General features: G+C 62.8%; 23 protein-coding genes, 1 tRNA gene and 1 pseudogene. 13 read left to right on the top strand and 12 right to left on the bottom strand.

The window, feature by feature from the left end:
* Positions 1-25: 25 nt before the first annotated feature.
* The gene (locus NLY37_RS23995; RefSeq protein WP_023681378.1) at positions 26-334 is read left to right on the top strand and encodes a hypothetical protein; all 309 of its coding nucleotides are present in this window, start codon (positions 26-28) and stop codon (positions 332-334) included.
* Between the two features lie 32 nt (positions 335-366).
* Positions 367-1,257, top strand: coding sequence for a sigma-70 family RNA polymerase sigma factor (locus NLY37_RS23990; RefSeq protein ID WP_023741301.1), 891 nt, complete (start codon positions 367-369; stop codon positions 1,255-1,257).
* 30 nt (positions 1,258-1,287) lie between these two features.
* Here the strand turns inward: NLY37_RS23990 and NLY37_RS23985 are convergent, their stop codons facing one another.
* The gene (locus NLY37_RS23985; protein WP_023714481.1) at positions 1,288-2,016 is read right to left on the bottom strand and encodes a GntR family transcriptional regulator; all 729 of its coding nucleotides are present in this window, start codon (positions 2,014-2,016) and stop codon (positions 1,288-1,290) included.
* A gap of 130 nt (positions 2,017-2,146) precedes the next feature.
* Here NLY37_RS23985 and NLY37_RS23980 point away from each other — a divergent pair, with 130 nt between their 5' ends.
* Positions 2,147-2,695: an autotransporter gene (locus NLY37_RS23980; RefSeq protein ID WP_023741303.1), complete on the top strand. Its 549-nt coding sequence runs from the start codon at positions 2,147-2,149 to the stop codon at positions 2,693-2,695.
* A gap of 296 nt (positions 2,696-2,991) precedes the next feature.
* Here the strand turns inward: NLY37_RS23980 and NLY37_RS23970 are convergent.
* Both NLY37_RS23970 and NLY37_RS23965 read right to left on the bottom strand, forming a co-directional pair.
* Positions 2,992-3,068, bottom strand: a tRNA-Arg gene (locus NLY37_RS23970).
* A gap of 195 nt (positions 3,069-3,263) precedes the next feature.
* Positions 3,264-4,796 carry an ATP-binding protein gene (locus NLY37_RS23965; protein ID WP_023728827.1) on the bottom strand — a complete coding sequence of 511 codons (1,533 nt, stop codon included), beginning with the start codon at positions 4,794-4,796 and terminating at the stop codon, positions 3,264-3,266.
* 367 nt (positions 4,797-5,163) lie between these two features.
* Here NLY37_RS23965 and rpmH point away from each other — a divergent pair, with 367 nt between their 5' ends.
* From rpmH to yihA, 6 genes are all read left to right on the top strand, one after another.
* Positions 5,164-5,298, top strand: a complete 135-nt coding sequence (rpmH, locus tag NLY37_RS23960) for a 50S ribosomal protein L34 (RefSeq protein WP_008833937.1) — start codon at positions 5,164-5,166, stop codon at positions 5,296-5,298.
* A gap of 16 nt (positions 5,299-5,314) precedes the next feature.
* A complete protein-coding gene (gene rnpA / locus NLY37_RS23955) occupies positions 5,315-5,668 on the top strand; it encodes a ribonuclease P protein component (protein ID WP_023672264.1) in 354 nt (117 codons plus the stop codon).
* A 14-nt stretch (positions 5,669-5,682) separates the two neighbouring features.
* On the top strand, positions 5,683-7,497 hold the full coding sequence (yidC, locus tag NLY37_RS23950) for a membrane protein insertase YidC (RefSeq protein ID WP_023741304.1): 1,815 nt from the start codon (positions 5,683-5,685) through the stop codon (positions 7,495-7,497).
* A gap of 340 nt (positions 7,498-7,837) precedes the next feature.
* A complete protein-coding gene (locus NLY37_RS23945) occupies positions 7,838-8,404 on the top strand; it encodes a fasciclin domain-containing protein (protein WP_023741305.1) in 567 nt (188 codons plus the stop codon).
* A 319-nt stretch (positions 8,405-8,723) separates the two neighbouring features.
* Entirely contained in the window at positions 8,724-9,362 is a 639-nt protein-coding gene (locus tag NLY37_RS23940) for a CatB-related O-acetyltransferase (protein WP_023741306.1), read from the top strand.
* A complete protein-coding gene (gene yihA, locus NLY37_RS23935; RefSeq protein ID WP_023741307.1) occupies positions 9,359-10,018 on the top strand; it encodes a ribosome biogenesis GTP-binding protein YihA/YsxC in 660 nt (219 codons plus the stop codon). The genes NLY37_RS23940 and yihA overlap by 4 nt, the downstream gene beginning before the upstream one ends.
* Positions 10,019-10,084: 66 nt before the next feature.
* Here the strand turns inward: yihA and NLY37_RS23930 are convergent, their stop codons facing one another.
* Positions 10,085-10,828: a TetR/AcrR family transcriptional regulator gene (locus tag NLY37_RS23930; RefSeq protein WP_023673241.1), complete on the bottom strand. Its 744-nt coding sequence runs from the start codon at positions 10,826-10,828 to the stop codon at positions 10,085-10,087.
* Positions 10,829-10,974: 146 nt separating this feature from the next.
* On the opposite strand from NLY37_RS23930, the gene NLY37_RS23925 reads away from it, so the two are divergent.
* Both NLY37_RS23925 and NLY37_RS23920 read left to right on the top strand, forming a co-directional pair.
* Complete coding sequence (locus NLY37_RS23925) at positions 10,975-12,156, top strand: HlyD family secretion protein (protein ID WP_023693015.1); 1,182 nt, start codon at positions 10,975-10,977, stop codon at positions 12,154-12,156.
* 21 nt (positions 12,157-12,177) lie between these two features.
* Entirely contained in the window at positions 12,178-13,779 is a 1,602-nt protein-coding gene (locus tag NLY37_RS23920; protein WP_023696025.1) for a DHA2 family efflux MFS transporter permease subunit, read from the top strand.
* Positions 13,780-13,897: 118 nt separating this feature from the next.
* Here the strand turns inward: NLY37_RS23920 and NLY37_RS23915 are convergent, their stop codons facing one another.
* From NLY37_RS23915 to NLY37_RS23895, 5 genes are all read right to left on the bottom strand, one after another.
* A complete protein-coding gene (locus tag NLY37_RS23915; protein WP_031208456.1) occupies positions 13,898-15,445 on the bottom strand; it encodes an FAD-dependent monooxygenase in 1,548 nt (515 codons plus the stop codon).
* Between the two features lie 152 nt (positions 15,446-15,597).
* The gene (gene msrB / locus NLY37_RS23910; RefSeq protein WP_023693012.1) at positions 15,598-16,092 is read right to left on the bottom strand and encodes a peptide-methionine (R)-S-oxide reductase MsrB; all 495 of its coding nucleotides are present in this window, start codon (positions 16,090-16,092) and stop codon (positions 15,598-15,600) included.
* Between the two features lie 212 nt (positions 16,093-16,304).
* Positions 16,305-16,862 carry a fasciclin domain-containing protein gene (locus NLY37_RS23905; protein WP_023693011.1) on the bottom strand — a complete coding sequence of 186 codons (558 nt, stop codon included), beginning with the start codon at positions 16,860-16,862 and terminating at the stop codon, positions 16,305-16,307.
* A 224-nt stretch (positions 16,863-17,086) separates the two neighbouring features.
* Entirely contained in the window at positions 17,087-17,809 is a 723-nt protein-coding gene (locus tag NLY37_RS23900) for an anti-sigma factor (protein ID WP_023741308.1), read from the bottom strand.
* On the bottom strand, positions 17,806-18,345 hold the full coding sequence (locus tag NLY37_RS23895; protein ID WP_023693009.1) for a sigma-70 family RNA polymerase sigma factor: 540 nt from the start codon (positions 18,343-18,345) through the stop codon (positions 17,806-17,808). The genes NLY37_RS23900 and NLY37_RS23895 overlap by 4 nt, the downstream gene beginning before the upstream one ends.
* A 302-nt stretch (positions 18,346-18,647) precedes the next feature.
* Between NLY37_RS23895 and NLY37_RS23890 the strand changes: the two genes are divergently transcribed.
* Together NLY37_RS23890 and argB are read left to right on the top strand one after the other, a co-directional pair.
* Positions 18,648-18,989, top strand: coding sequence for an amidase family protein (locus NLY37_RS23890; protein ID WP_023741309.1), 342 nt, complete (start codon positions 18,648-18,650; stop codon positions 18,987-18,989).
* 77 nt (positions 18,990-19,066) lie between these two features.
* The gene (argB, locus tag NLY37_RS23885) at positions 19,067-19,960 is read left to right on the top strand and encodes an acetylglutamate kinase (protein ID WP_023693007.1); all 894 of its coding nucleotides are present in this window, start codon (positions 19,067-19,069) and stop codon (positions 19,958-19,960) included.
* A gap of 42 nt (positions 19,961-20,002) precedes the next feature.
* On the opposite strand, the gene NLY37_RS23880 is transcribed toward argB, so the two are convergent.
* From NLY37_RS23880 to NLY37_RS23870, 3 genes and pseudogenes are all read right to left on the bottom strand, one after another.
* On the bottom strand, positions 20,003-20,401 hold the full coding sequence (locus tag NLY37_RS23880; protein WP_023687463.1) for a RidA family protein: 399 nt from the start codon (positions 20,399-20,401) through the stop codon (positions 20,003-20,005).
* A 169-nt stretch (positions 20,402-20,570) separates the two neighbouring features.
* Positions 20,571-22,039, bottom strand: a pseudogene (bchE, locus tag NLY37_RS23875) (magnesium-protoporphyrin IX monomethyl ester anaerobic oxidative cyclase); the annotation flags it as partial.
* 111 nt (positions 22,040-22,150) lie between these two features.
* Positions 22,151-22,627: an Lrp/AsnC family transcriptional regulator gene (locus NLY37_RS23870; RefSeq protein WP_023732755.1), complete on the bottom strand. Its 477-nt coding sequence runs from the start codon at positions 22,625-22,627 to the stop codon at positions 22,151-22,153.
* Positions 22,628-22,758 lie beyond the last annotated feature (131 nt).

The raw sequence follows: 22,758 nt of genomic DNA, 5'->3' as shown, positions 1-22,758 counted from the left end.
GCAGAGTTGAAAATAGGAGACGACAATGGGCTACAATCTCATCCGCTACGGCGTGAAGGACGAAAGCATCGCCGAGAACCGTATGCTGGTTGCACAGGTGTTCGAGGCACTCGACGACACGAAGCCGCAATCCGTGCGCTACCTCGTCCTGGAACTGGAGAATGGCGAGTTCATCCATCTTGTCAGCCAGGATGGCGACGGCCTGACGGGGCTCGCAGCCTTCAAGGCCTTCAGCGCCGATCATGCCGGACGCCGCTCGACGCCGCTTGCCAGATCGCCGGCAAAGATCGTCGGCAATTATCGTATGCTGGCCGGCGAGGTCGTGCCGGCTTGAATGCAAAGACCGGCATTTTGGGAACGGACAGGATGAACACAGCAAAACTCGACCGCGTTGCCCTGGAGGCGATGCTCGGCTCCTTGCGACCGAAGCTGCACCGCTACTGCGCCCGCATGGCCGGCTCGGTGATCGATGGCGAGGACATCGTCCAGGAGACACTGATCAAGGCACTGCAGGCCATCGACGGCGACGCCGCCGTCGAGCATCCGGAGCAATGGCTGTTCCGCATAGCCCACAATGCCGCGCAAGATCATCTGCGCCGGCGCCAGCGGGAGCAGGCGCGCATGAGCGAGACCGACATGACGACGATCGAAGACCCCTCCGCCAGCGCCGATGCGAGGCTCGCCACCGCCGCCAGCCTGCGAAGCTTCATGCAGCTGGCAACAGTGCAGCGCAGCGCCGTGATCCTTGTCGACGTGCTTGGCCTCAGCCTGCACGAAACCTGCGAAGTGTCCGGCGCGACCCTGGCTGCGACCAAGGCAGCGCTCCATCGCGGGCGGTCGCAGCTGCGCCTGCTGGCGTCACAGGACGAGCAGGCGCCTGCCCCAAAACTCGACGCCGACGACGAGCGGCGCCTGCGCCGCTATGTCGACCTGTTCAACGCGCGCGACTTCGACGCCGTGCGCGCGTTGATCGCCGAGGACATCCAGCTTGAAGTCGTCAATCGCACCCGCATGCGCGGCAAGGCGCAGGTTTCCAACTATTTCGGCAATTACGACCGTGTCCAGGATTGGGCGCTGTCGCTCGGCTTCGTCGACGGCAGGCCGGCCATCCTGATCCGCAGCCCGCAAGCGGGAGATGACGCCGTGCGCGGCTTCATGCTGGTCGACTGGCAGGATGGAAAGGTCAGCCATATCCGCGATTTCCGCTACGCGCCCTATTGCCTTGCCGATGCGGACATCCGCTTCATCGACGGGTAAGCATCGGCCAGAGAGCGCGGGCTTCGCGCCTCAGGCGAAGCTTTGCAAATTGGCGTCCTGCAGCTTGGAGCCGGCGAGCAAGGCCTCGAGCACCTGCTTCTTGAGCGACAGGCACTGCGAACGGGCAAGCTTTGCGATGGCCGAGACTTCGGCCAGTTCGCAGGCAAGCACCAACTCCTTCTGCTGGCCGATGATCGCTTGCGTGAAGTCGCGCGATTTGAAGCCGAGATGTAGGACACGCTCCGACTGGTCGAGCGTTTGGTCGAGCAGGCGAACCAGCCGCAGATTGCCGGAGAGTTCAGCCAGGGCCAGGCGAAAGGCGCGGTCGGCCGCCAGAAAGGCGACATGGCTGCGCAGCGTCTCCGGCTTCAGCACCTTCTGCGCCGCCAGCCTGATGTCGTCGAGCCCGCGTTCGGTGAGGTTTGCCGCGGCCACCCGGAACACTTCCGGTTCGATCAGGCTGCGGACGTCGAAGATCTCGTTGACGTCGCGCAGGCTAAGCGGTGCGATGACATAACCGCGGCGCGGCTCGCTCTTGATCAGCCCTTCCTGCGTCAGGCGGGCCAAAGCCGAGCGGATCGTCGCCTTCCTGATCTGGTAGCGGTCGCCGATCTGCTTTTCGGTCAGGCTTTCGCCGGGTTGCAGGACGCAGGCGACGATGTCGCTCTTCAGCTGCTCATAAGCTTCCTCGCTGCGCAATATGTCGGCGGTCGACGGCGCCTTGACGGCGGACGGTGACACTGATTTCGGAAGAGCCATATCTGCCTGCCCGTTTGGTCTGCCCGCGTGGTCTGCCCGCGTAGTCTGCTTGCCCGTTCGACCATCCGGTTGACGGGTCTGCCGGCATTCGCTAGCCTGAGCATCTCAGTTGTATTGGTTGAGCTTCCCAATGGAGATGACGACAAATGACGCCAACTCGCCTCTTTACGCCGTAACCTCCGATATCGTCAACGCAGCCAAAGGTGCTCATGCCTTCGAACGGGTCAAGGCGGTGCTGCGCGAACACACCGACCGCTTCCATGCATCAGGCGTGCTCGCGCATGAGGAAGACGACGATGAGGTGCTGCTGCATGCCAGCCCTGACTTGACCATCTACCACATCACGCTGTCGCCCGGCCTGCAGTACCCGCCGCACAACCATCTGATGGATGCGCTGATCGGCATCTACAAGGGCAGCGAGACCAACTTCATCTATCCCGTCGACGGCAGCGAGATCGATGCGCCGGAACGCCACGACATCGCGGCGCCCGCGGTGCACATGACCCCTGATACTGTGCACGCGGTGGCCAACACCGGCAGCGCCCGCTCAGGCGCACTGCATGTCTATCTCGGCAATCTTACCGAGACCCACCGCCACATGTGGAGCCCGGACAGCACCCACGCCGAGCCGTTCGACAATGAGCGGTATCTGGCTGGGGCGAGGCCGATTGGGCCCTGATCCGGGAAAGGCGGAAGAAAAGTGAGCGTGCTGCGCGGCGGCGTGATGAGCATTCAGCGTCGCTGCGCCCAGATAACGGTCGCCGCGTACTCTCCCGTTTCAAGAACATCGCAGCGCGTTTATAGCGCAGTCAGGCTGACGACTGGGGTAATAAATGAAGAAGCCCGGAATAGGCGGCGTCCAGTTCTCCAGCACTCGGATGAGGCGGTGCTCGGCAACGTGTTCCGCGACCTGCTCTTCATATGCGAGCCCAAGACCGGCTAGCGGATCGCAGGAAATCACAGTTTCGGCGGAAATGGCGCGCCCGAAGAGATTCGAACTCCTGACCCCCAGATTCGTAGTCTGGTGCTCTATCCAGCTGAGCTACGGGCGCGCAACAGGCCATGCTTTACATAGCCCCGCTAACCGATCCTGACGACCGGCCGCGACAAGACGTGTTCCCTAGCGACTGAATTTCCGAAAAGCAAGCCAATCCGGCAAAAGTTTTGTCGCAGCTGCTTTCGACGGTGCCGATCAAGGGGTGCTGAGATTCAGCTAAGTCCGGCTTCGGCCGAAGTTCAAATACAGCTCAGGCCGGGCGGCGCAGGCCGCTGCGGGCCTGGTCGAGGCGGACCGGCTGGTCGGGGATGGTGACGGCGAAGGTGGTGCGTCCGCCGATCGATTCGACCAGCTCCACCGTGCCGCCATGGGCGCGGATCAGTTCGTGCGCGATGGCAAGGCCAAGGCCGGTGCCGCCGCTGCGGGCCGAGCCGCGAAACGCCGCGAACAGGTTTTCTCGCGCTTTCGCCGGCAGGCCGGGACCGGTGTCGGTGACAATGATGCGGCTTACGCTGCCTATGCGCTCGGCCGATACGGCGAGCCGGCGCACCAGCGCACTCTCGGCGTCGGCCGCCATCGCCTGCACCGCATTGCGGCACAGATTGGTGAGCACGCGAAACAGCTGGTCGGAATCGGCATCGACCTCGAAGGCGAGCTCGACGGCATTGACGAATTCGATGCCGTCCTCGATGTCGAGCAGGCCGTGGACGTCGTCGACCAGCTGGCGCAGCCGCAAGCGGCGGCGTGAGGGCGCCGGCTCCTGCGTGCGGCCATAGTGGAGCACGCCTTCGGAATAGGAGACGGCGCGGTCGAGCGCGCGCAACAGCTTTGGCGCGAAGGCCTGCACGGTCGGGTCCTTGACCAGGCGCAGGCGGTCCGACATCAGCTGCGCCGAGGCCAGGATGTTGCGCATGTCGTGGTTGATCTTGGAGACGGCGAGGCCAAGGTCGGCAAGGTGCTTCTGCTCCGACAGCATCTTTTGCAGCCGTTCCTGCATCTGCGACAGTTCGCGCTCGGCAACGCCGATCTCGTCGGCGCGGGCGGCCGGGTGGATGATGCGCCCTGGATCGTCGGGCGCCTCGGAGAAGGACAGCATCGAGCGCGTCATGGTGCGGATCGGGCCGATCATGATCAGGTCGATCGCGGCATAGACCAGCATTGCGGTGAACAACGAGATCAGCAGCGAGACGAAGGCGACGTTGCGCGAATAGCGCAGCATGGCGTTGCGCAGGGAATAGTCGGGCATGATCAGCTCGAATTCCTTGTCGCTGTCGCCGACCGGGCCGAACACCCTGAGCATGCGCTTGCCGCCGAAGAACAGCGTATCCAGCGCCCCGGTCATGCCCTTGATCATGCCGACATTGGCGATATCGATATGCTCGTCGACCTGCGGCGGCATCTCGGCCACCACCAGCAGGCGCGACACGCCGCCGTCGCGCACCGCGATCGCCTTGGCGCCGATTGCCATCAGCACGTCGTTCTGGGCGGCGCGGGAGAGGGAATTGGGCTCGCCCTGCACCAGCACGATCGACACCGCGGCAGCGGTGCTTAGCCGCTCCTTCAGCCAGGCCAGGCGGTAGCTGGCGATCCAGGGCAGGAAAATGAGGACTTCGGCCAGGAGCACGAAGACAATGGTGAGCAAGAGCAGCTTGGTCGACAGGCCGCGCGCCAAGGGCACTGAACGATTGGGCACCGAACGGCTCGCAACCGGGCGAACGGTCGCCGGGCTGGCATCGGCTGTCGCCGGGCCGCTCCCTTCATCCGCTGATGCAACTTCGCTCATTAAGGCCTGTCTTCACAAACGCTTGATCGGTTGAGATTAGGCGATTGCGGCTTTTTTGCCAATTTCATCCTTCGTTGGACGATGGTGCCAGAAATAAAGATCGCCTCGAACTGGGTTTTCGCGCTGCGACGAACGGGGTGTCGCGTCGTGACGAACTGGCAGTTCGCACTGCGACGAACTGGCGTTCGCGCTGCGACGAACTCATAGTTCGCGCTGGATTGACTCCCAAAACCCTTCTTTCTATAAGCCGCTCACGCTCGGGCCATTCGTCCCGGCGCGGTTTCGATCGCGCCAATGCCGGCCCGGCAAAGCTCCTGTTACACAGTGACAGAATCAAGAAGGGCCGCACCCCGCGGTATTAAAACAAATGAAGCGTACCTACCAACCGTCCAAACTCGTCCGCAAACGCCGGCACGGTTTCCGTGCTCGCATGGCCACCAAGGGTGGTCGCGGCGTCGTCGCAGCTCGCCGCAACCGCGGCCGCAAGCGGCTCAGCGCCTGAACGGAAGACGAGATCGTTGCCCGCAACCGGCAAGCCAGTGGGACCAAACCCCAAGCGGCTTCTGAAACGTGCGGAATTCCTGGCCGTCCGCCGCGGTGAAAAGCGGCGCGGGCGGCTTTTTCTCGTCGAAGTTCTCGACCGCAATGACGGCCTGCCGCCGCGCGTCGGCTTCACCGTCACCAAGAAGGTCGGCAATGCGGTTGTCCGCAACCGCGTCAGGCGGCGGCTGAAAGAAGCCGTGCGCACCCATGCCGCAAGTGACATGGCGCCCGGCAATGACTATGTCATCGTCGGGCGTGAAGACGTGCTCACCATTCCGTTCGGCCAGTTGAAGGCCGAACTCTCCCGCCGTCTCAGCGGAACACGATAGGCCAAGGGCTTTCGATGGAAAACAACCGGAACTTCTACATCACCATCGTCTTGTCGGTGCTGATCCTCGGGCTGTGGCAATATTTCTATGTGCTGCCGCGCAGCGAACAGCAGCGCGAGGCGGCCCGCATCGAAGAGCAGCGGGCGGCGGAGCAGAAGAAGGCGGCCGAGGCCGCCAACCCCGGCGGCACGCCGGCGCCCGCAGCGCCCGGCGCCATTCCAAACGCGCCCGGCACCTATGTCACGACGCCGGAAGGCCGCGCGCAGGAAGTGGCCAAGACGGCCCGCGTCAACATCGACACGCCGAGTCTGTCGGGCTCGATCAACCTCACCGGCGCCCGCCTCGACGACCTAAAGCTCAAGCACTACACCGAGACGGTCGACAAGACATCGCCGCAGATCCAGCTGCTCAATCCGCAGGCGCTGCCCACCGGCTATTATGCCGAGATCGGCTTTGTCGGCAGCGACACGACCGGCACGGTGCCGGGCCCGGAAACGGTCTGGAGCGTCGACGGCAATGCGACGCTGACGCCGGCGACGCCAGTGACGCTGACCTTCACCAACGACAAGGGCCTGACCTTCAAGCGCACGATCTCCGTCGACGGCGACTACATGTTCACCGTTTCCGATGCGGTGCAGAATTCAGCCTCGACCCCCGTCACGCTGTCCAATTACGGCCGCGTCATCCGTTTCGACAAGCCGGCCGTCGCCAGCTCCTATGTGCTGCATGAAGGCCTGATCGGCGTCACGGGAACCGAAGGCCTGCAGGAGCACAAATACGCCGACATCGAGAAGAACAAGCTCTATACGCCGAGCAAATCGACCGATGGCTGGCTTGGCATCACCGACAAATATTGGGCGGTTACCCTGGTGCCGACCGAGAAGCAGCCGTTCCAGCCGCACTATGCCTATTACGACAATGGCCGCCCGCGCTACCAGTCGGACTTCCTCACCGACCCGATCACCATTGCCGCCGGGCAGTCGGCGACGGTCGAGACCGAGATCTTCGCCGGCGCCAAGGAAGTCAACAAGATCAACGCCTACGCCCAGGACCGCCAGATCAGGCTGTTCGACCGGCTGATCGATTGGGGATGGTTCATCTGGATCACCAAGCCGATGTTCTACCTGATCGACACGCTGTACAAATTCTTCGGCAATTTCGGTCTGGCCATCCTTGCCACCACCGTCGTCGTCAAAACCCTCTTCTTCCCGCTCGCCAACAAATCCTATGCGTCGATGGCGAACATGAAGAAGGTGCAGCCCAAGATGCTCGAGATCCGCGAGAAATACGCGGACGACAAGATGAAGCAGCAACAGGCGATGATGGAGCTGTACAAGACCGAGAAGATCAATCCGCTCGCCGGCTGCTGGCCGGTGGCACTGCAGATCCCGGTGTTCTTCTCGCTCTACAAGGTGCTCTACATCACCATCGAGATGCGGCACGCGCCGTTCTTCGGCTGGGTCCAGGATCTGGCCGCGCCCGATCCGACCTCGGTCTTCAACCTGTTCGGCCTGCTGCCCTTCGCGCCGCCGGCATTCCTGCCGCATATGGGCGCCTGGGCGGTGGTCATGGGCATCACCATGTTCCTGCAGATGCGCATGAACCCGACGCCGCCGGATCCGACGCAGGCGCAGATCTTCACCTGGATGCCGGTGATCTTCACCTTCATGATGGGCAGCTTCCCGGCCGGCCTCGTCATCTACTGGGCCTGGAACAACACGCTGTCGATCCTGCAGCAGGGCGTGATCATGAAGCGCCAGGGCGCCAAGATCGAATTGTGGGACAATCTGACGGCATTGTTCCGAAAGAAACCCTCGCCGGCTGAATAAACGGCGTGGCAATCAAAGCCCCGGCTCGTCCGGTGTTTTTTGTGGACGAGGCGCGCATCACGTTCCCGTGAGGCGCGAAACTTGCGGCGTGCAACCGGCGTGGCTGCTGCTTGTACCGCCAAGGCCGATCAACACCGATCAGCCCTAATCCGAAGACCGTTGTTTTTGATCCGTGACCCCGTCATGTCCATCGCGGGGATGCGGCGCGTGGAATGGGCATTCGCCTTTAAGTATTTGTTATCATTATCATTTTTTACTCTGCACCGAAACTTTCCCGCAATCGCCGCGTAACTCTTCCCGACAATCGAATCAACAATTGTCGCACCAGAAGGGTTCTCCAATGGCAAAGTCCATCCTCAAGGCATTATGCTTTTCCGCCGGCCTGGCTCTATCGGCCCTCGCAGCGACGACGGCCTATACGCTCGCCAATCCCGCCGTTGGCGGCGCTGCGATGCTGACCTCCAAGAACATCGTCGAGAACGCCCTCAACTCGCCGATCCACAAGACGCTGGTTGCCGCCGTCAAGGCCGCCGGCCTGGTCGACACGCTGGAAAGCGCGGGACCCTTCACGGTGTTTGCGCCGACCGATTCCGCCTTCAAGAAACTTCCGGCCGGCACCGTCGCCACGCTGGTGAAGCCCGAAAACAAGGACAAGCTGACCAAGATCCTGACCGCCCATGTCGTGGCTGGAAAGATCTCGGCCAAGGAGATGATGACCAAGGCCAAGGCGATGGGCGGCAAGTATGAGATGAAGACCGTTAGCGGCGACACGCTGATCGCCGAGGTCAAGGGCGGCTCGCTCTACATCGTCGACGAGTCCGGCGGCGCCGCCAAGGTGACGGTCGCCGACGTCAACCAGTCGAACGGCGTCATCCACGTCGTCAACAAGGTGCTGTTGCCGAAGTAACGGCTTTACGCAACGGGGAATGACGGCGGGCTGCGACGGGCTTTCTCGGTCTGCCTTCCCCACCTCACGAGGAGGTGCCATTCTTTTGAAGCCGTCTTCGACACCACCGGGGTCCTGCTTGTCCTTCGCAGGGCCCCGTTTTTTTGGGTTTCAGGGCGCCTTAGCCGACGGCGGCGGTCGACCTGATCGTGATCTGCCGCGGCACGAACTGAACATCGAAGCCCAGCAGGGCTCGCTCATCGGGCGATTGGTGCTATAGGGCGGATCACGCCATCTAGAATGGCGGCTTTAATTTGCGCCACTCTCGACGGATCTCGCCATGGACGGACCCAACCCAGACATCAAACACCCGATCCCGATGCACACCCGCGTCGGCTTCCTCAAGCCCCTGGTCACCGCACCGAATATCGAGATCGGCGAGTTCACCTACTATGACGATCCTGACGGACCGGACAAATTCGCCGAGCGATGCGTGCTGCATCATTATCCCTTCATCGGCGACAAGCTGATCATCGGCAAGTTCTGCGCCATCGCCGGGGGCGCGCGCTTCATCATGAACGGCGCCAACCATGCCATGTCCGGCTTTTCCACCTATCCGTTCAACATTTTCGGCCATGGCTGGGAGCAAGGCTTCGACCCGAAGACGTGGTCGCAGGAAGTGCGCGGCGACACGGTGGTCGGCAATGATGTATGGATCGGCATGGATGCGGTGATCATGCCCGGCGTGTCGGTCGGCAATGGCGCCATCGTGGCGGCGAAATCGGTGGTGACGCATGACGTGCCGGACTATGCGATCGTCGCCGGCAATGCGGCAAAGGTGGTGAAGATGCGTTTCGACGACAGGACGGTCAGGCGACTGCTTTCCGCAGCGTGGTGGAATTGGCCCGTGGACAAGATCGGCCGCAACCTCAACGCCATCCGAGGCGCCGATATTTCCAGGCTGGAGGCAGCAATTTGAACGCGTTGGGCAACGCCGTCATCGGAACCGACCTGTTCACCAAGGGGTGGATCTTCATCCGCGGCGTGCCGGCGATGAAGTTCCTGCCGCCGGAGGGGCCGCCGGAGATCGCCTTTGCCGGCCGCTCCAATGTCGGCAAGTCGTCGCTGATCAATGCGCTGGTCGGCCATAACGGGCTGGCGCGCACCTCCAACACGCCGGGCCGCACGCAGGAGCTCAACTATTTCGTGCCGGGCGGGTTTTCCGGCGAAGGCACCGACTTGCCGCCAATGGCGCTGGTCGACATGCCGGGCTACGGCTATGCCAGCGCGCCGAAGGAAAAAGTGGACGACTGGACCAAGCTGGTCTTCGACTATCTCAAGGGCCGCGTGACGCTGAAGCGGGTCTATGTGCTGATCGATTCCCGGCATGGCATCAAAGCCAAGGACGACGAGGTGCTGTCACTGCTCGACAAGGCGGCGGTGTCCTACCAGATCGTGCTGACCAAGACCGACAAGATCAAGGCCGCCGGCGTGCCGCAGCTGATCGAAGAGACATTACTGAAGATCAAGAAGCGGCCGGCGGCGTTTCCGTTCGTGCTCGCCACGTCGTCGGAAAAGGGCGAGGGTCTGGACGAACTGCGCGCGGCGATCGTGCTGGCGGCCAATGGCGGTTAAAAGCAACTCCGGGAAAAGTGTGAAGCGGTTTTCCGTCCGGAGTTGCGAAAAAAGACCTTTGGCTAACTAGGCCTTTGCCTTGGACTTCGCCTCGAGCGCGATCATCTGATGGCTTTCTTCCTCGGCAAGCTTTTCGGTGCCGTAGGACTTCAGGAACAGGCTGACGCCCGACCGCACGATGTGGTCGATTTCATCCTGGCTCGGCGCCGTGGTGCGGTAGGCGAAGATGCACTGGCGAAACAGGCCGGCGAGGCACAGTTCGGTGAATTGATAGGCGGCAAGATCGACATCATCGATCTTGAGCAGGCCGCGTTCGATGGCTGCATTGAGGAACTTGACCACCTTGTCGTGGCCGCGTTTGGGGCCACGTTCGTAAAACCGCGCGCCCATGTCCGGTATCCTGTCGGAGGCGCCGATCACGGTGCGTTGCGCCTGGATGACCTTGGCCGAGGTGATCTTCATCGACAGCACCTTGCCGAATTTCACCAGCGTCTGGCGCAGATCGTCGGCGCGGTCGAGCATGTCGTACATGTTCTTGAAGATGGTGCCGCGCTCTTCCTCGATCAGCGCCTCGAACAGCTCTTCCTTGTTGGCGAAGTAGACATAGATCGTGCCCTTGGAGACGCCGGCCTCGCGGGTAATGTCGTTCATCGACGCCGCTTCGAAGCCCTTGTCGATGAACACGCGCCGCGCGCCCTCAATGATCTGGCTGCGCTTGACCGGATCCTGGCCCGCCGCCGGGCGGCCGCGACGCGCACTATCCAGCACATCGCACCGATCATTTTCGACGTCGGGTAACGTGTCGGCCATTAAAGTCACACCTCGCGAAATAATTCGAACCGAGCGGTTCGATTGCTCTTGATATGGGCCTGCTTTAGCGCTATGTCAACGTTCGCATCGAACCGAACGGTTCAGTATAACACATTTTCCTTATGTAGCTACGGTAGCGAGATATCATGTCCTCGAACACGCCAACCACCGCCGAAGTCCGCCCCTTTCCCAACGCCAAGGTCTCGCCGGTTATCGAAGCGCCGGAAGCGCCCATCAAGCCTGCCGCCGAAGTTTTGGCCGAGGCGCCGGCCAAGAAAAAGCGGTCGGCTCGCTCGTTCATGCTGCCGATCATCGGCCTCGCTCTGCTCAGCGCCGGCGCCTGGTATGGCTATAATTACTGGACCGACGGCCGGTTCCTGATCTCGACCGACGATGCCTATGTCCAGGCCGACATGTCGTTCGTCTCGCCGAAGATTTCCGGCTATGTCGATCAAGTCAAGGTCTCGGAGAACCAGCAGGTCAAGGCCGGCGATCCGCTGCTGACGATCGACGACGGCGACTACAGAATAGCCGTTGCCCAGGCGGAGGCGCAGATCGCCACGCTGGCCAAGACGCTCGACCGTATCGACGCGCAGACCAAGGCGGCGCAAGCTTCGCTGCAACAGGCGCAGGCGCAGAAGGTCGCCGACCAGGCGGCAGCCGACAACGCCGCTCGCGCCCAGCAGCGCGCCGCGCAACTGGTCAAGACGCATGTCGGCACGCAGGCGCAATTGGACGATGCCCAGACCGCTCTTGACCAGGCCAATGCAGCCCTTGTCGGCGCCGACGCGCAGATTGCAGCCGCACAGGCCAATATCGGCGTGTTCGAAGCGCAGCGCGCCGAATCGGCCAGCACGCTGGCTTCGCTGCGGCTGAACCGCGACAAGGCCGCGCGCGATCTGTCCTTCACCGTGCTCAAGGCGCCTTATGACGGCGTCGTCGGCAACCGCTCGGTCGAGCAGGGCGACCTCGTCAGCCCCGGCCAGAAGCTCGCCGTCGTGGTGCCGCTGGACAAGCTCTACATCGTTGCCAACTTCAAGGAGACGCAGCTGGCCAAGCTGGTGCCCGGCGAGAAGGTGCGGGTCTCGGTCGACGCCACGGACGGCCATGATTTCGAAGGCACGGTGTCGTCGCTGGCGCCGGCTTCGGGTGCGGTGTTCTCGCTGCTGCCGCCGGAAAATGCCACCGGCAACTTCACCAAGGTGGTGCAGCGCATCCCGGTTCGCATCGACGTGCCGGCCGATGTGCTGAAGGCAGGCAGGCTGCGCGCCGGCCTGAGCGTCGTTGTCGCCGTCGACAGCCGCACGGCTCCGGCCGCGGCTAACTGAGCGAACGCCGGGAGCAAAGCCATGGCAACCGCAACCATAACAGCAGGAGCGGCGCCGGTGCCTGCCATGCCGGCGGTACCGACGACCATCTCGACGCGCCGCCTCATCGCCTTCCTGGCGATGGTGTTCGGCATGTTCATGGCGATCCTCGACATCCAGATCGTCTCAGCCTCGCTGGCCGAGATCCAGGCCGGCCTCAGCGCCAGTTCCGATGAAATCCCATGGGTGCAGACCGCCTATCTGATCGCCGAAGTGGTGATGATCCCGCTGTCGGGCTTCCTCAGCCGGATGCTGTCGACGCGCGTGCTGTTTGCAGGCGCCGCGGCCGGCTTCACGGCGGCCAGCGCGCTGGCCGCGACCGCCACCAACATCGACCAGATGATCGTCTACCGAGCCATCCAGGGCTTTATCGGGGGCGGCATGATCCCGAGCGTTTTCGCCGCCGCCTTCACCATCTTCCCGCCGTCGCGCCGCGCCATGGTGTCGCCGATGATCGGCCTGGTGGCGACGCTGGCGCCGACCATCGGCCCGACCGTCGGCGGCTATATCAGCCATGCCATGTCGTGGCACTGGCTGTTCCTCATCAATGTCATTCCAGGCATTCTGGTGACGGTTACGACCTGGACCCTGATCGATTTCGACAAGCCCAATCTCGGCCTGTTCAGCAAGTTCGACTGGTGGGGCCTTGCCGGTATGGCGGCGTTTCTCGGCTGCATGGAATATGTGCTCGAGGAAGGTCCTAACCATGACTGGCTGCAGGAACAGGCCGTGTTCATCTGCGCCATCATCATGGTTGTCGGTGCGGCGCTGTTCTTCTGGCGTGCCTTCACCGCCGAGGAGCCTATCGTCGATCTCAGGGCCTTCACCAACGTCAATTTCGCCTTCGGTTCGCTGTTCTCCTTCGTCATCGGCATCGGCCTGTACGGTCTGACCTATCTCTATCCAGTGTTCCTCGGACGCATCCGCGGCTACGATTCCTTGATGATCGGCGAAGCCCTGTTCGTCAGCGGCCTGGCGATGTTCGTCACTGCGCCGATTTCCGGCATCCTGTCGAGCAAGATGGATTTGCGCATCATGATGATGATCGGGCTGTTCGGTTTCGCTGCCGGCACATGGTGGATGACGCATCTGACCGCCGACTGGGATTTCTGGGAATTGCTGATCCCGCAGATCCTGCGCGGCAGCTCGATGATGCTGTGCATGGTGCCGATCAACAACATTGCGCTCGGCACCTTGCCGCCGGACCGGCTGAAGAACGCGTCGGGCCTGTTCAACCTGACCCGCAACCTCGGCGGTGCGGTCGGCCTTGCCGTCATCAACACCGTGCTGATCGATCGCAGCGCCTTCCACTACGCCAGGCTGGCCGAGCATGTGGAATGGGGCAGTGCGGCGGCGCAGACCAAGCTGCAGAACATGACGCTCGACTTCCAGCAGACGCCTGGTCTCGACGCCACCAAGGCGGCGATCTCCAAACTGTCGGGCATGGTCCAGCAGCAGGCGTCGCTGCTGTCGTTCATGGATGTGTTCACCATGCTGACCGTGCTGTTCGCGACCATGGCGGTCTTCACCCTGGTCATCGCCAAGCCGGCGCCGCCCGCGGGCAGCGGTGGCGGAGGCCATTGAGCGCGCCGGACCCCCCCGCCTGGCGCCCTCATGTGTGACCCCGGAAATCACCCCCGATTTCCGGGGTCACGCTTAAGCATCGATCGTTATCAAGCTCCTTGGTCGAACACCCGGCGCGCTATGCTGCGGCAGGCGACCCAAACCATTTGGTCAGCGAGTCGGTAAGCCCGGCTGCTTCAGGGCCGCCGACCCAGGCCACATAACCGTCAGGCCGGACCAGCACTGCGCGTGGAGCTTCGACTGCCCCCAGCACCGGAAGCTCCCATGCGCCATCGTACCTGGCGTCGACCAGCTGAATCCGCTCCACCCACGGGCCGATATCAAAAGCGCCGGGCTCACCAAGATTAAGCAGCAGCGGCCGGGCGTCGTGCAGCAGCGCGAAAACCGGCAGCGGACCGGCAGCGGTGACGAGGTCGAGATCCGGCATGCGACGGCCCAGCAGCGGATGCCCCTCGCCAAGATCGTAGTGGATGTCCAGGCCGGACAACATCCCGGCAAAACGCTTGCGCGGCTCTTCCATAGCGAGCAGTTCCGACACTGTATCGCGCAACGTTTTGGTACGCTCGTCTTCGCGACGCAGCGCGACTGACGCCATGGTGTTTTTCAACACGCGCGCGGCAACCGGGTGGCGTTCTGCCTGATAGGTGTCGAGCAGGCTTTCCGGCGCTGTTTTCGTGACCACCTGGGCAAGTTTCCAGCCCAGATTGACCGCGTCCTGCACGCCGGTCTGCAGCCCCTGTCCACCGTCCGGTGGATGCACGTGCGCGGCGTCGCCTGCCAGCAGCACCCGCCCCTTGCGGTATGCGGCTGCCTGCCGGGTCATGTCGGTGAAGCGGGCCAGCGATGTCGGATTGTGGACGCCATAATCGGTGCCGTAGACGGCAATGAGCGCCTCGCTGAGATCGCGCAAAGTTGGCTCGCCGCCAGCCCCGACCTCGCGCTCGGTCACCAGCACCCGTACCGTACCGTCTTCCAGTCTGCTGAGGCCGTGAATTCCGATGGCATCGCGGTGGATACCCCATTGCGGCTCTTCTGTTACCTCGATCTCGGCGATCAAATTGCTGGTTGTCGGCTCGGAACCGGGGAACTCTATGCCCCCCGCCTTGCGCACGAGACTTCTGCCGCCGTCGCAGCCGACAAGATAATCGGCACGAAGCGACCTGCCATCGCTCAGCGCGACATCGACGCCGCCGCCATCCTGCACTAAGCCAGTCACCTCGCGGCCACGGTAGACCGTGACGCCAAGCTCCTCGGCCCAGTCAGCAAGGATGCGCTCTATGTGCTTTTGCCACAGCGCCAGCCCGTAATTGTGGCGGGTGGGAAAGTCGCTGATGTCAAGCGAAACGCCGGCGAAACCCGCGACCTGGGCGGTCTGGCCTTGCGACAGGAACCGATCGACAATGCCGCGCTGGTCGAAAATCTCGATGGTGCGCGAATGCAGGCCGCCCGAGCGCGCGCCCGCGAGATCCTGGTTCTCGCGCCGCTCGACGATGGCGACATCGATGCCGGCCAGGGAAAGCTCGCCGGCCAGCATCAACCCGGTCGGGCCGCCGCCGGCGATCACCACGGAATGGGATATTCGCGGCCGGTCCGCATCAACACCGTCGGTCGATTTGGCGGTCGATTTGGGCTCGCCGTCGCGAGCCCGTGCTTCAGTTCGTTGCATAGGTTCTGGCCCTCTCGTTAAGGGCTGCGGAATCTACGCATAAAAAGCCGTCTGCCAATTCTTGAAGTTGACTGTTTTCGCCCCATTTCAAGAGATAAGAGGCGGTCGTCACGCCGGCTCCAAATCCCCACCCCGCTAAAGACGCCGAACGGTCAGGCAGTGGCCGGCTTGAAGCTGAGCGCAACGCCGTTGATGCAGTGGCGCAGGCCGGTCGGCGGCGGGCCATCGTCGAAGACATGGCCGAGATGGCCGCCACAGCGGCGGCAGTGGACCTCTGTACGGGTCATGCCGAGCGAACGGTCCTCGGTCTTGCCGACGGCGTTGGCGATCTCCTGCCAGAAGCTCGGCCATCCGGTGCCGGAATCGAACTTGGTCTCTGAGGAATAGACCGGCAGGTCGCAGCCGGCGCAGGCGAAAATGCCCTTGCGGTGCTCGTTGAGCAGCGGGCTGGTGCCGGGATATTCGGTGCCTTCCTTGCGCAGCACGTTGAAGGCTTCGTCGGACAGGATGGCGTGCCACTCGGCGTCGGTCTTGGTGACCTCGAAGGTTTCGGCAGCCTTAGCGGGCCCGCCCATGCGCAACGTTGCCGCCGCGCCGGCCACGGCAGCGATGGCGGCGCCGCTCAAAAGCAAATCTCGACGGTTCATGACAGAAATCCTCCTGCGGGTTGTTTTTGCCAGATCTGGCCGCCACTGGAAAATCAAAAGCCGGTGACGGTTGTCCTGCAAACGAACGCTCCACACCGGCTCCGCGCTTGTTGCGGACGGGATGGAGCGCTCGGTCGTTTGCTCGGCCCACGGGGGCGGGGCCGCGCAATCTGCAGGAGCTTACCGCCTGTTCGTCGGCGGCAGGGGCTTTGTTACATCTTCGGCAGCAGGACCTTGTCGATGACGTGGATGACGCCGTTCGACTGCTCGACATCGGCGATCGTGACATTGGCGACATTGCCGTTCTCGTCGGTTACGGTGACCTTGCCGCCGTCAGCCTTGAGCGACAGCTCGCAGCCGCCAACCGTCTTGACCTTATGGGTGCCGCCATCGGCCTTGGCCATCGAGGCGACATCGGCGCCCATCGCCTTGGCGCCGATGACATGGCAGGTCAGGATCTTGGTGAGCTTGTCCTTGTTCTCGGGCTTGAGCAGCGACTCGACCGTGCCAGCCGGAAGCGCGGCGAAGGCCTCATTGGTCGGTGCGAAGACGGTGAAGGGGCCAGCGCCCTGCAGCGTCTCGACCAGGCCGGCAGCCTTGACGGCGGCGACCAGTGTCGTGTGATCCTTCGAATTGACGGCGTTCTCAACGATGTTCTTGTTGGCGTACATGGCGGCGCCGCCAACCATCGGATTCTCGGCATAGGCGATTGTGGCGAGGGCGGAGACGGCAATGGTACCGGCGAGCAAAAGGGTGGCGATTCTACGCATAGTGTTCGAACTCCTCGGGGTTATTGTTTCCTCTTTCGGGAACATGAGGAGATACGGAATAGAACTGCCTGAGTTTCCGCGCGCCGGGAAAAATTTATCCTTTATCTTGTCGGCGAACTATCTCCGGAGATCGAATCTCTAATCTCCAGCAGCGTATCCAAAACGAAAACAGCGGAAGATGTACTTCCGCTGCCTTCATTATCACGTCATGGTTTTACGATCTATCAGATGCCCTTCAGGTCGCCCGCGGCAACGACCGGTCCGGTCGGCTGTCCGGTCGGCGAACCGCCCGTCGGCTCGACGCTGACGGCGAGCACGGCGCCTTGCGCCAGCTTCTGCTGCACTGCCGGGGTAACCGGAATGTGCGTGACCTGGCCGGCGGGAATGACGCCCATCGAGACCGGCGCATTCTTGCCTTCGATCATCCACAGTTCGAAGTCCTTGCCGGCGGCGCGTTCGCCCGAAACCAGTGACAGGCCGACATCGCGGCGGGAAGCGTCGTAGACGACAAGGTATTTGACATCGCTGCCTTCGGCAGCCAGCGAGGCGACGAGGCGCTCCTGCGGCACGACGACCGGCGACCTGACGTAAGGCACGGCGACATAGAGCACCAGGGCCGCGAGAGCCGCTGCGGTGAGGCCGCGCCAGAAGCTAAGGCTGGACCACAGGCTGCCGCTCGGGGCCGTCGTCGACGCCGCGGTGGAGGAGAACAGCCGGCGATCGATAGCCGGCTTGATGGTGGCCGGCGGCTCTACCTCAGCATAAGCGGCAGCCATCGGCGAGAGGTTCACTTCCCAGGAATCGACGAGACTGGCAAAGCCGGTCTCCGCGTCGATGCGTCCGGAGGCTATCTGGCGCTCATCCGCCGGCAGCACGCCGAGAACGTATTCGGCTGCGAGCAGGTCGTCGCCTCCACGTTCCGGTCCATTTTCTTCTGCCAGGGTCATCTTTCCAGACATTCTCTAAGTTTCAACAGGCTGCGGCGCAGCCATGTCCGCATCGTGTTGAGCGGAACCTTGTGACGTACCGCGAGCTCGGCGTAACTTTCGCCGTTCAAATAAGCACCCCGAACGGCTTGCGCCCGGTCTTGTTCCAACTCTTCAAGGCACTGATAGATGCGCTCGGATTCACCACCCGCAACAACCATAGCCTCTGGCCCCGGACCGGGGTCAGCCACGTCGAGCGCGGCATCGATATCGGCAGCGGGCTTGCGTCGCGACCGGATGCGATCAATCGCATGATTGCGTGCTATGGCCACCAGCCAGGAGATTGGGCTTAGATCGGAAACAGCGAAACGGTCCGCCTTCGTCCATACCTTGACGAAGACCTCTTGCAGCGCTTCTTCCGCATCTCCGCGATCCTTCAATACACGAAGGCACACGCCGAAAAGTTTCGCACTGGTTTGCCGGTAAAGCAGATCGAACGCAGTCCGATCCTTCATCGAGGTCCGGACAATCAGGGTGGAGATATCCTGCGGCGTCATACGGACAAGCTAAGCGATCACGATTTATTTGCAAAGGCAGAAATCTTGTTGTCCACGCAAACGATGTCCGCGCCCGATCGCCAGTAATCGCCGGTCGGTGCCAAGGAAATCGGCTGTCGTTAGCCTCCCGCAGAAAGGGGAACAGCAATGTCGGCCGAACAGATGCTGTGGGAGAACGATGCAACCGGCTTGGCGGAGCTGGTGCATAGAGGCGAGATCTCGCCGCCGGACCTTGTCGATGCTGCGATCGCGCGCGCCGAGGCAACCCGATCATTGCGCATCCGCCGCTTGCCTGAGGCGCCATGGACCCGAAGGGGGCCGACGAGCTCATCGAAAGCCTGCTCGACAAATTGCATTTGACCCGTCTCTTGGAGATCAGATCCCTGTTTGGGCAATTGATGGACAAGAGCCTGTGGTTCACCCACCGGCCGGCGATCCAGAATGTCAGCGGCCAGCCGTCGATCGCGCTGCCGGTCCATGTCACCGATGCCGGCCTGCCGCTCGGCATCCAGGCCGTCGGCCGCCCCGGCGACGAGCAGGACGCTTTTGTCGCTCGCCGCGCAGATGGAGAAGATTTCCGGGTGACTGACGCGGCGGGCGCCGCTCAAGGTGCCGGCCTGATCCGGCAGATTTCATCATCGTGATAGCAAAGCTGTTTGCGGCCTGCGCCAATTCCCGCTAAGACGCCGCCGTCCTTACCCACATCCAGGGAACCATGCCGATGACGGAGATCACCGCCACCGCCGAAATGCAGGCCGCCCTGCTCTCGCGGGCCCTGCCCTATATGCAGCGCTACGAGCACAAGACGGTGGTGGTAAAATATGGCGGTCATGCTATGGGCGATATCGAGCTCGGCAAGGCTTTCGCCCGTGACATCGCGCTGCTGAAGCAGTCCGGCGTCAACCCGATCGTCGTCCATGGCGGCGGGCCGCAGATCGGCGCCGTGCTGGCCAAGATGGGAATCGAATCCAAGTTCGAAGGCGGGCTGCGCGTCACGGACCAGAAGACGGTCGAGATCGTCGAGATGGTGCTGGCCGGTTCGATCAACAAGGAGATCGTCGCGCTGATCAACGCCGAGGGCGAATGGGCGATCGGCCTGTGCGGCAAGGACGGCAACATGGTGTTCGCCGAAAAGGCGCGCAGGACCATGATCGACCCGGACTCCAACATCGAGCGTGTGCTCGATCTCGGTTTCGTCGGCGAGCCGGTCGAGGTCGACCGCACCCTGCTCGACCTGCTGGCACGCTCGGAAATGATCCCGGTGCTGGCGCCGGTGGCGCCGGGCCGCGACGGCCACACGTACAACATCAATGCCGACACCTTTGCCGGCGCCATCGCCGGCGCCTGCCAGGCGACGCGCCTTTTGTTCCTGACCGACGTGCCCGGCGTGCTCGACAAGAACAAGAAGCTGATCGACGAGCTGACGGTGGCCGAAGCCAAGGCGCTGATCAAGGACGGCACGGTGTCGGGCGGCATGATCCCCAAAGTCGAGACCTGCATCGAGGCGATCGAGCGCGGCGTCGAAGGCGTCGTCATCCTCAACGGCAAGACGCCGCATGCGGTGCTGCTGGAATTGTTCACCGAACACGGCGCCGGCACGCTAATCGTGCCCTGATCGGCAACTGGCTTGGCGGCCAGTTGGTCGGCTGGCCAGCCCTTAGGCAGGCTGGGGCAGGCGCGCGATGACCTTTATCTCGAAGTCGAAGCCGGCTAACCAGTTGACGCCGACCGCCGTCCAATTGGTGTAGGGCGGTTCACCGAACACCTTCAGCCGAACGGCATCGATCACGGGCCATTGCGTTGCCGGATCGGTGTGGAAGGTGGTCACGTCGACTATATCGTCGAACGTGGCGCCCGCTGCTTTCAGCACTGCCGCGAGATTATCGAAGGCAAGCTGGACCTGCTTTTCGAAGACAGGTTCGGGCGACCCGTCCTCGCGGCTGCCGACCTGGCCCGAGACAAACAAAAGATCGCCTGATCGGATTGCAGCAGAATAGCGATTTATCTCGTAGAGAGCCTGCCGGCCGGCAGGAAAGATCGCGTCACGTTTGGTCATTTTCACTCCATTGTCCGGGGCACTCACATACGTCCCGTATGCATGAGGTGGGTACATACGCTGCGTATGTCAATACGCATACGGTAGGTATGAAGGGCAGCGAGCCCGTCAGGCGCCGGCCGAGATCGCGACAGCCGCTTCGGCCGGCTTGAGCGGGCGGGCGCATGACGACCATGGATTCCTCATCGGCATCCTGCGGCGCGCCCCAGAACTCAGCCAGCGTCGGACCATCCTTGAGGCGGCGGTCGCGGGCCAGGAAACCCCAGACCTCGCGGAACCAGACGCGGCGGCCCATTTGCGTGTACCAGCGCATCGAATGGCGCTGTTCGGGATCGGGGTGGAAGAGAATGCGCGCCAGCGCCTTCGGCCGCGACTGCACCGCGACCTCGATCAGCTTGATCGAGAAGAACAGCATCCACGGTTTCAGCCGGGTCATCTGCAGCACCTGGTGCTTGTAGTCCCACAGCCGGGCATCGGTCTGGATCACCTTGCGGTCCTTGGCGATGCGGAAGAACGGCGTCCAGCGGTGCGGCGTGACATAGAGCGCCTGGATCTGGTCGGGGTCATAGGCAAGCAGCTGGCGAAAGCCGCGCCACAGATCGCGAAAGGTCTCATCCTCGAACCCCGCCACCCAGGTCGCCATGGACAGTATGCCATGCTGGCGGAGCAGCCGGATCGCCTCGCGGTCGGATGAGGTGCTGCCGCCCTTGCGGATCAGTTGAAGCGTCTGCTCGTCGGTGTTTTCCATGCCGAGCAGCCAGCGGATGACGCCGGCCTTGCGATAGAGGTGCAGGATGTCGTCGGCCCGGGTCGAGCCGACGATCAGCACCGGCACGTTCTCGGCGATCAGCGCATCGAGAAAGGCGCGCCAAACCTTCTTCGATACGGTCGGGTTTTCGTCGGCGAGGTTGATCAGTTCGACGCCGTGCTGGCGGTGCAGCCAGGCAATCTCCTGCGCAAATTTCTTGGGGTCGCGGTGCCGCCAGCGGGTCCAGAAACCGCGCTGGCCGCAATAGTTGCACAGATGCGGGCAGCCCCGCGAAAACTGCATGACCACGGCGCGCTTGCCGCCCAATAGCTGTAGCGGCGGTGATCGATCAGCTCCCAGCCGACGCGGTACTCGTCCAGATCGGCAGTGGTCCCGGCCGGCCGCGTCGCGAGGGGGCGGCCGAGATCGTCGCGATAGGCGATACCCGCGACATCGCCCAGCGGCCGGCGATTGTCCAGTGCCACGACCAGGGCAAGGATGGTTGCCTCGCCCTCGCCGCGCACGATGAAGTCGAAGACATCGCTCGCCGCCAATATGTCGCGCCAGTGATAGGTCGGGAACACGCCGCCATAGATCACCAGCGTCGCTGGCTCGAGCGCCTTGACCATGCGGGTGATCGCGAGCGCGGTGGGATGCGCCGAGGTCGAGCCGGAGTGGCCGATCAGGATGCAATCGGGCTGGCCGCTGAGCGCATCGCGCACCAGCGTTTCCAACGGCATTGGCCCGAATTCGGCATCGACCAGCCGGACTTTATGGCCGGCGTCGATAAGCGGGCCGCCCAGTGCCAGCAGGCCGAGCGGTGGCAGATGGTCATCGGGCACGCGGCTGCCGATGGCAGTGTGCGGCGGATTGATCAGCACGATGTTCATGACGGACCTTTGAGCGACGGTCCGCATGGCGTAGCCGGCGTTTCAGTTTCGCATTTGGGCTCCGTTCAGCAGTTTGCGTGCAGCTTTTCCGCAGAAATGGCGATGCGTGTCCTACCGCCTGAGGTGGGCGAGCGGCACGTGGCCCGGGCCCTTGATGTTCTGCAGCACCAGCTGGGTGTGAACGTCGCGCACGCCGGCAAGGCGCATCAGGCGGTGCATGACGAAGGCGTTGAGTTCGTCGACCGACGGCACCATGACGTGCAGCAGGAAATCGTGGTCGCCGGTCATCGTCCAGCATGACGACACTTCGTCCATGCGTTGCACGGCGGCGATGAAGCTTTCGGGCGAACCGTCGCTGTGGCTGGTGAGGCGCACCTGGATGAACACCTCGACCATCAGGCCGACGGCGCGGCGGTTGAGCACGGCGGCAAAGCCCTTGATGATGCCGGCCTCCTGCAGCGCCTCGAAGCGGCGGGCGCAAGGCGTCGTCGACAGGCCGATCTCCTGCGCCAGTTCGGACACGGGCTTGCGTCCATCGCGCTGAAGAACATCCAGCATCTTGATCTCGAAATCGTCGAACTGAGGCATTTTCACTCTCTTTCAGCTTCTGCTTGGTGATTTTTACCTCAAATCATGGACCCAAGCCATCATCAAAGCTGAATTGCCTCGCCGGCCGCCGCTAGACTCTGCGGACATATTCAAGTGTCACGATCAGGGGA

The organism is Mesorhizobium sp. C395A (genome assembly GCF_030323205.1).
GTDB lineage: Bacteria > Pseudomonadota > Alphaproteobacteria > Rhizobiales > Rhizobiaceae > Mesorhizobium.
This window is presented reverse-complemented; position numbering and strand designations above follow the sequence as displayed.

Bases quoted from the DNA above. Each gene is read 5' to 3' on its own strand.
- NLY37_RS23995 (WP_023681378.1), top strand. From the start codon at position 26: ATGGGCTACAATCTCATCCGCTACGGCGTGAAGGACGAAAGCATCGCC.
- NLY37_RS23990 (WP_023741301.1), top strand. From the start codon at position 367: ATGAACACAGCAAAACTCGACCGCGTTGCCCTGGAGGCGATGCTCGGC.
- NLY37_RS23985 (WP_023714481.1), bottom strand. From the start codon at position 2,016: ATGGCTCTTCCGAAATCAGTGTCACCGTCCGCCGTCAAGGCGCCGTCG.
- NLY37_RS23980 (WP_023741303.1), top strand. From the start codon at position 2,147: ATGGAGATGACGACAAATGACGCCAACTCGCCTCTTTACGCCGTAACC.
- NLY37_RS23965 (WP_023728827.1), bottom strand. From the start codon at position 4,796: ATGAGCGAAGTTGCATCAGCGGATGAAGGGAGCGGCCCGGCGACAGCC.
- rpmH (WP_008833937.1), top strand. From the start codon at position 5,164: ATGAAGCGTACCTACCAACCGTCCAAACTCGTCCGCAAACGCCGGCAC.
- yidC (WP_023741304.1), top strand. From the start codon at position 5,683: ATGGAAAACAACCGGAACTTCTACATCACCATCGTCTTGTCGGTGCTG.
- NLY37_RS23945 (WP_023741305.1), top strand. From the start codon at position 7,838: ATGGCAAAGTCCATCCTCAAGGCATTATGCTTTTCCGCCGGCCTGGCT.
- NLY37_RS23940 (WP_023741306.1), top strand. From the start codon at position 8,724: ATGGACGGACCCAACCCAGACATCAAACACCCGATCCCGATGCACACC.
- NLY37_RS23930 (WP_023673241.1), bottom strand. From the start codon at position 10,828: ATGGCCGACACGTTACCCGACGTCGAAAATGATCGGTGCGATGTGCTG.
- NLY37_RS23925 (WP_023693015.1), top strand. From the start codon at position 10,975: ATGTCCTCGAACACGCCAACCACCGCCGAAGTCCGCCCCTTTCCCAAC.
- NLY37_RS23920 (WP_023696025.1), top strand. From the start codon at position 12,178: ATGGCAACCGCAACCATAACAGCAGGAGCGGCGCCGGTGCCTGCCATG.
- NLY37_RS23915 (WP_031208456.1), bottom strand. From the start codon at position 15,445: ATGCAACGAACTGAAGCACGGGCTCGCGACGGCGAGCCCAAATCGACC.
- msrB (WP_023693012.1), bottom strand. From the start codon at position 16,092: ATGAACCGTCGAGATTTGCTTTTGAGCGGCGCCGCCATCGCTGCCGTG.
- NLY37_RS23905 (WP_023693011.1), bottom strand. From the start codon at position 16,862: ATGCGTAGAATCGCCACCCTTTTGCTCGCCGGTACCATTGCCGTCTCC.
- NLY37_RS23900 (WP_023741308.1), bottom strand. From the start codon at position 17,809: ATGACCCTGGCAGAAGAAAATGGACCGGAACGTGGAGGCGACGACCTG.
- NLY37_RS23895 (WP_023693009.1), bottom strand. From the start codon at position 18,345: ATGACGCCGCAGGATATCTCCACCCTGATTGTCCGGACCTCGATGAAG.
- NLY37_RS23890 (WP_023741309.1), top strand. From the start codon at position 18,648: ATGGACCCGAAGGGGGCCGACGAGCTCATCGAAAGCCTGCTCGACAAA.
- argB (WP_023693007.1), top strand. From the start codon at position 19,067: ATGACGGAGATCACCGCCACCGCCGAAATGCAGGCCGCCCTGCTCTCG.
- NLY37_RS23880 (WP_023687463.1), bottom strand. From the start codon at position 20,401: ATGACCAAACGTGACGCGATCTTTCCTGCCGGCCGGCAGGCTCTCTAC.
- NLY37_RS23870 (WP_023732755.1), bottom strand. From the start codon at position 22,627: ATGCCTCAGTTCGACGATTTCGAGATCAAGATGCTGGATGTTCTTCAG.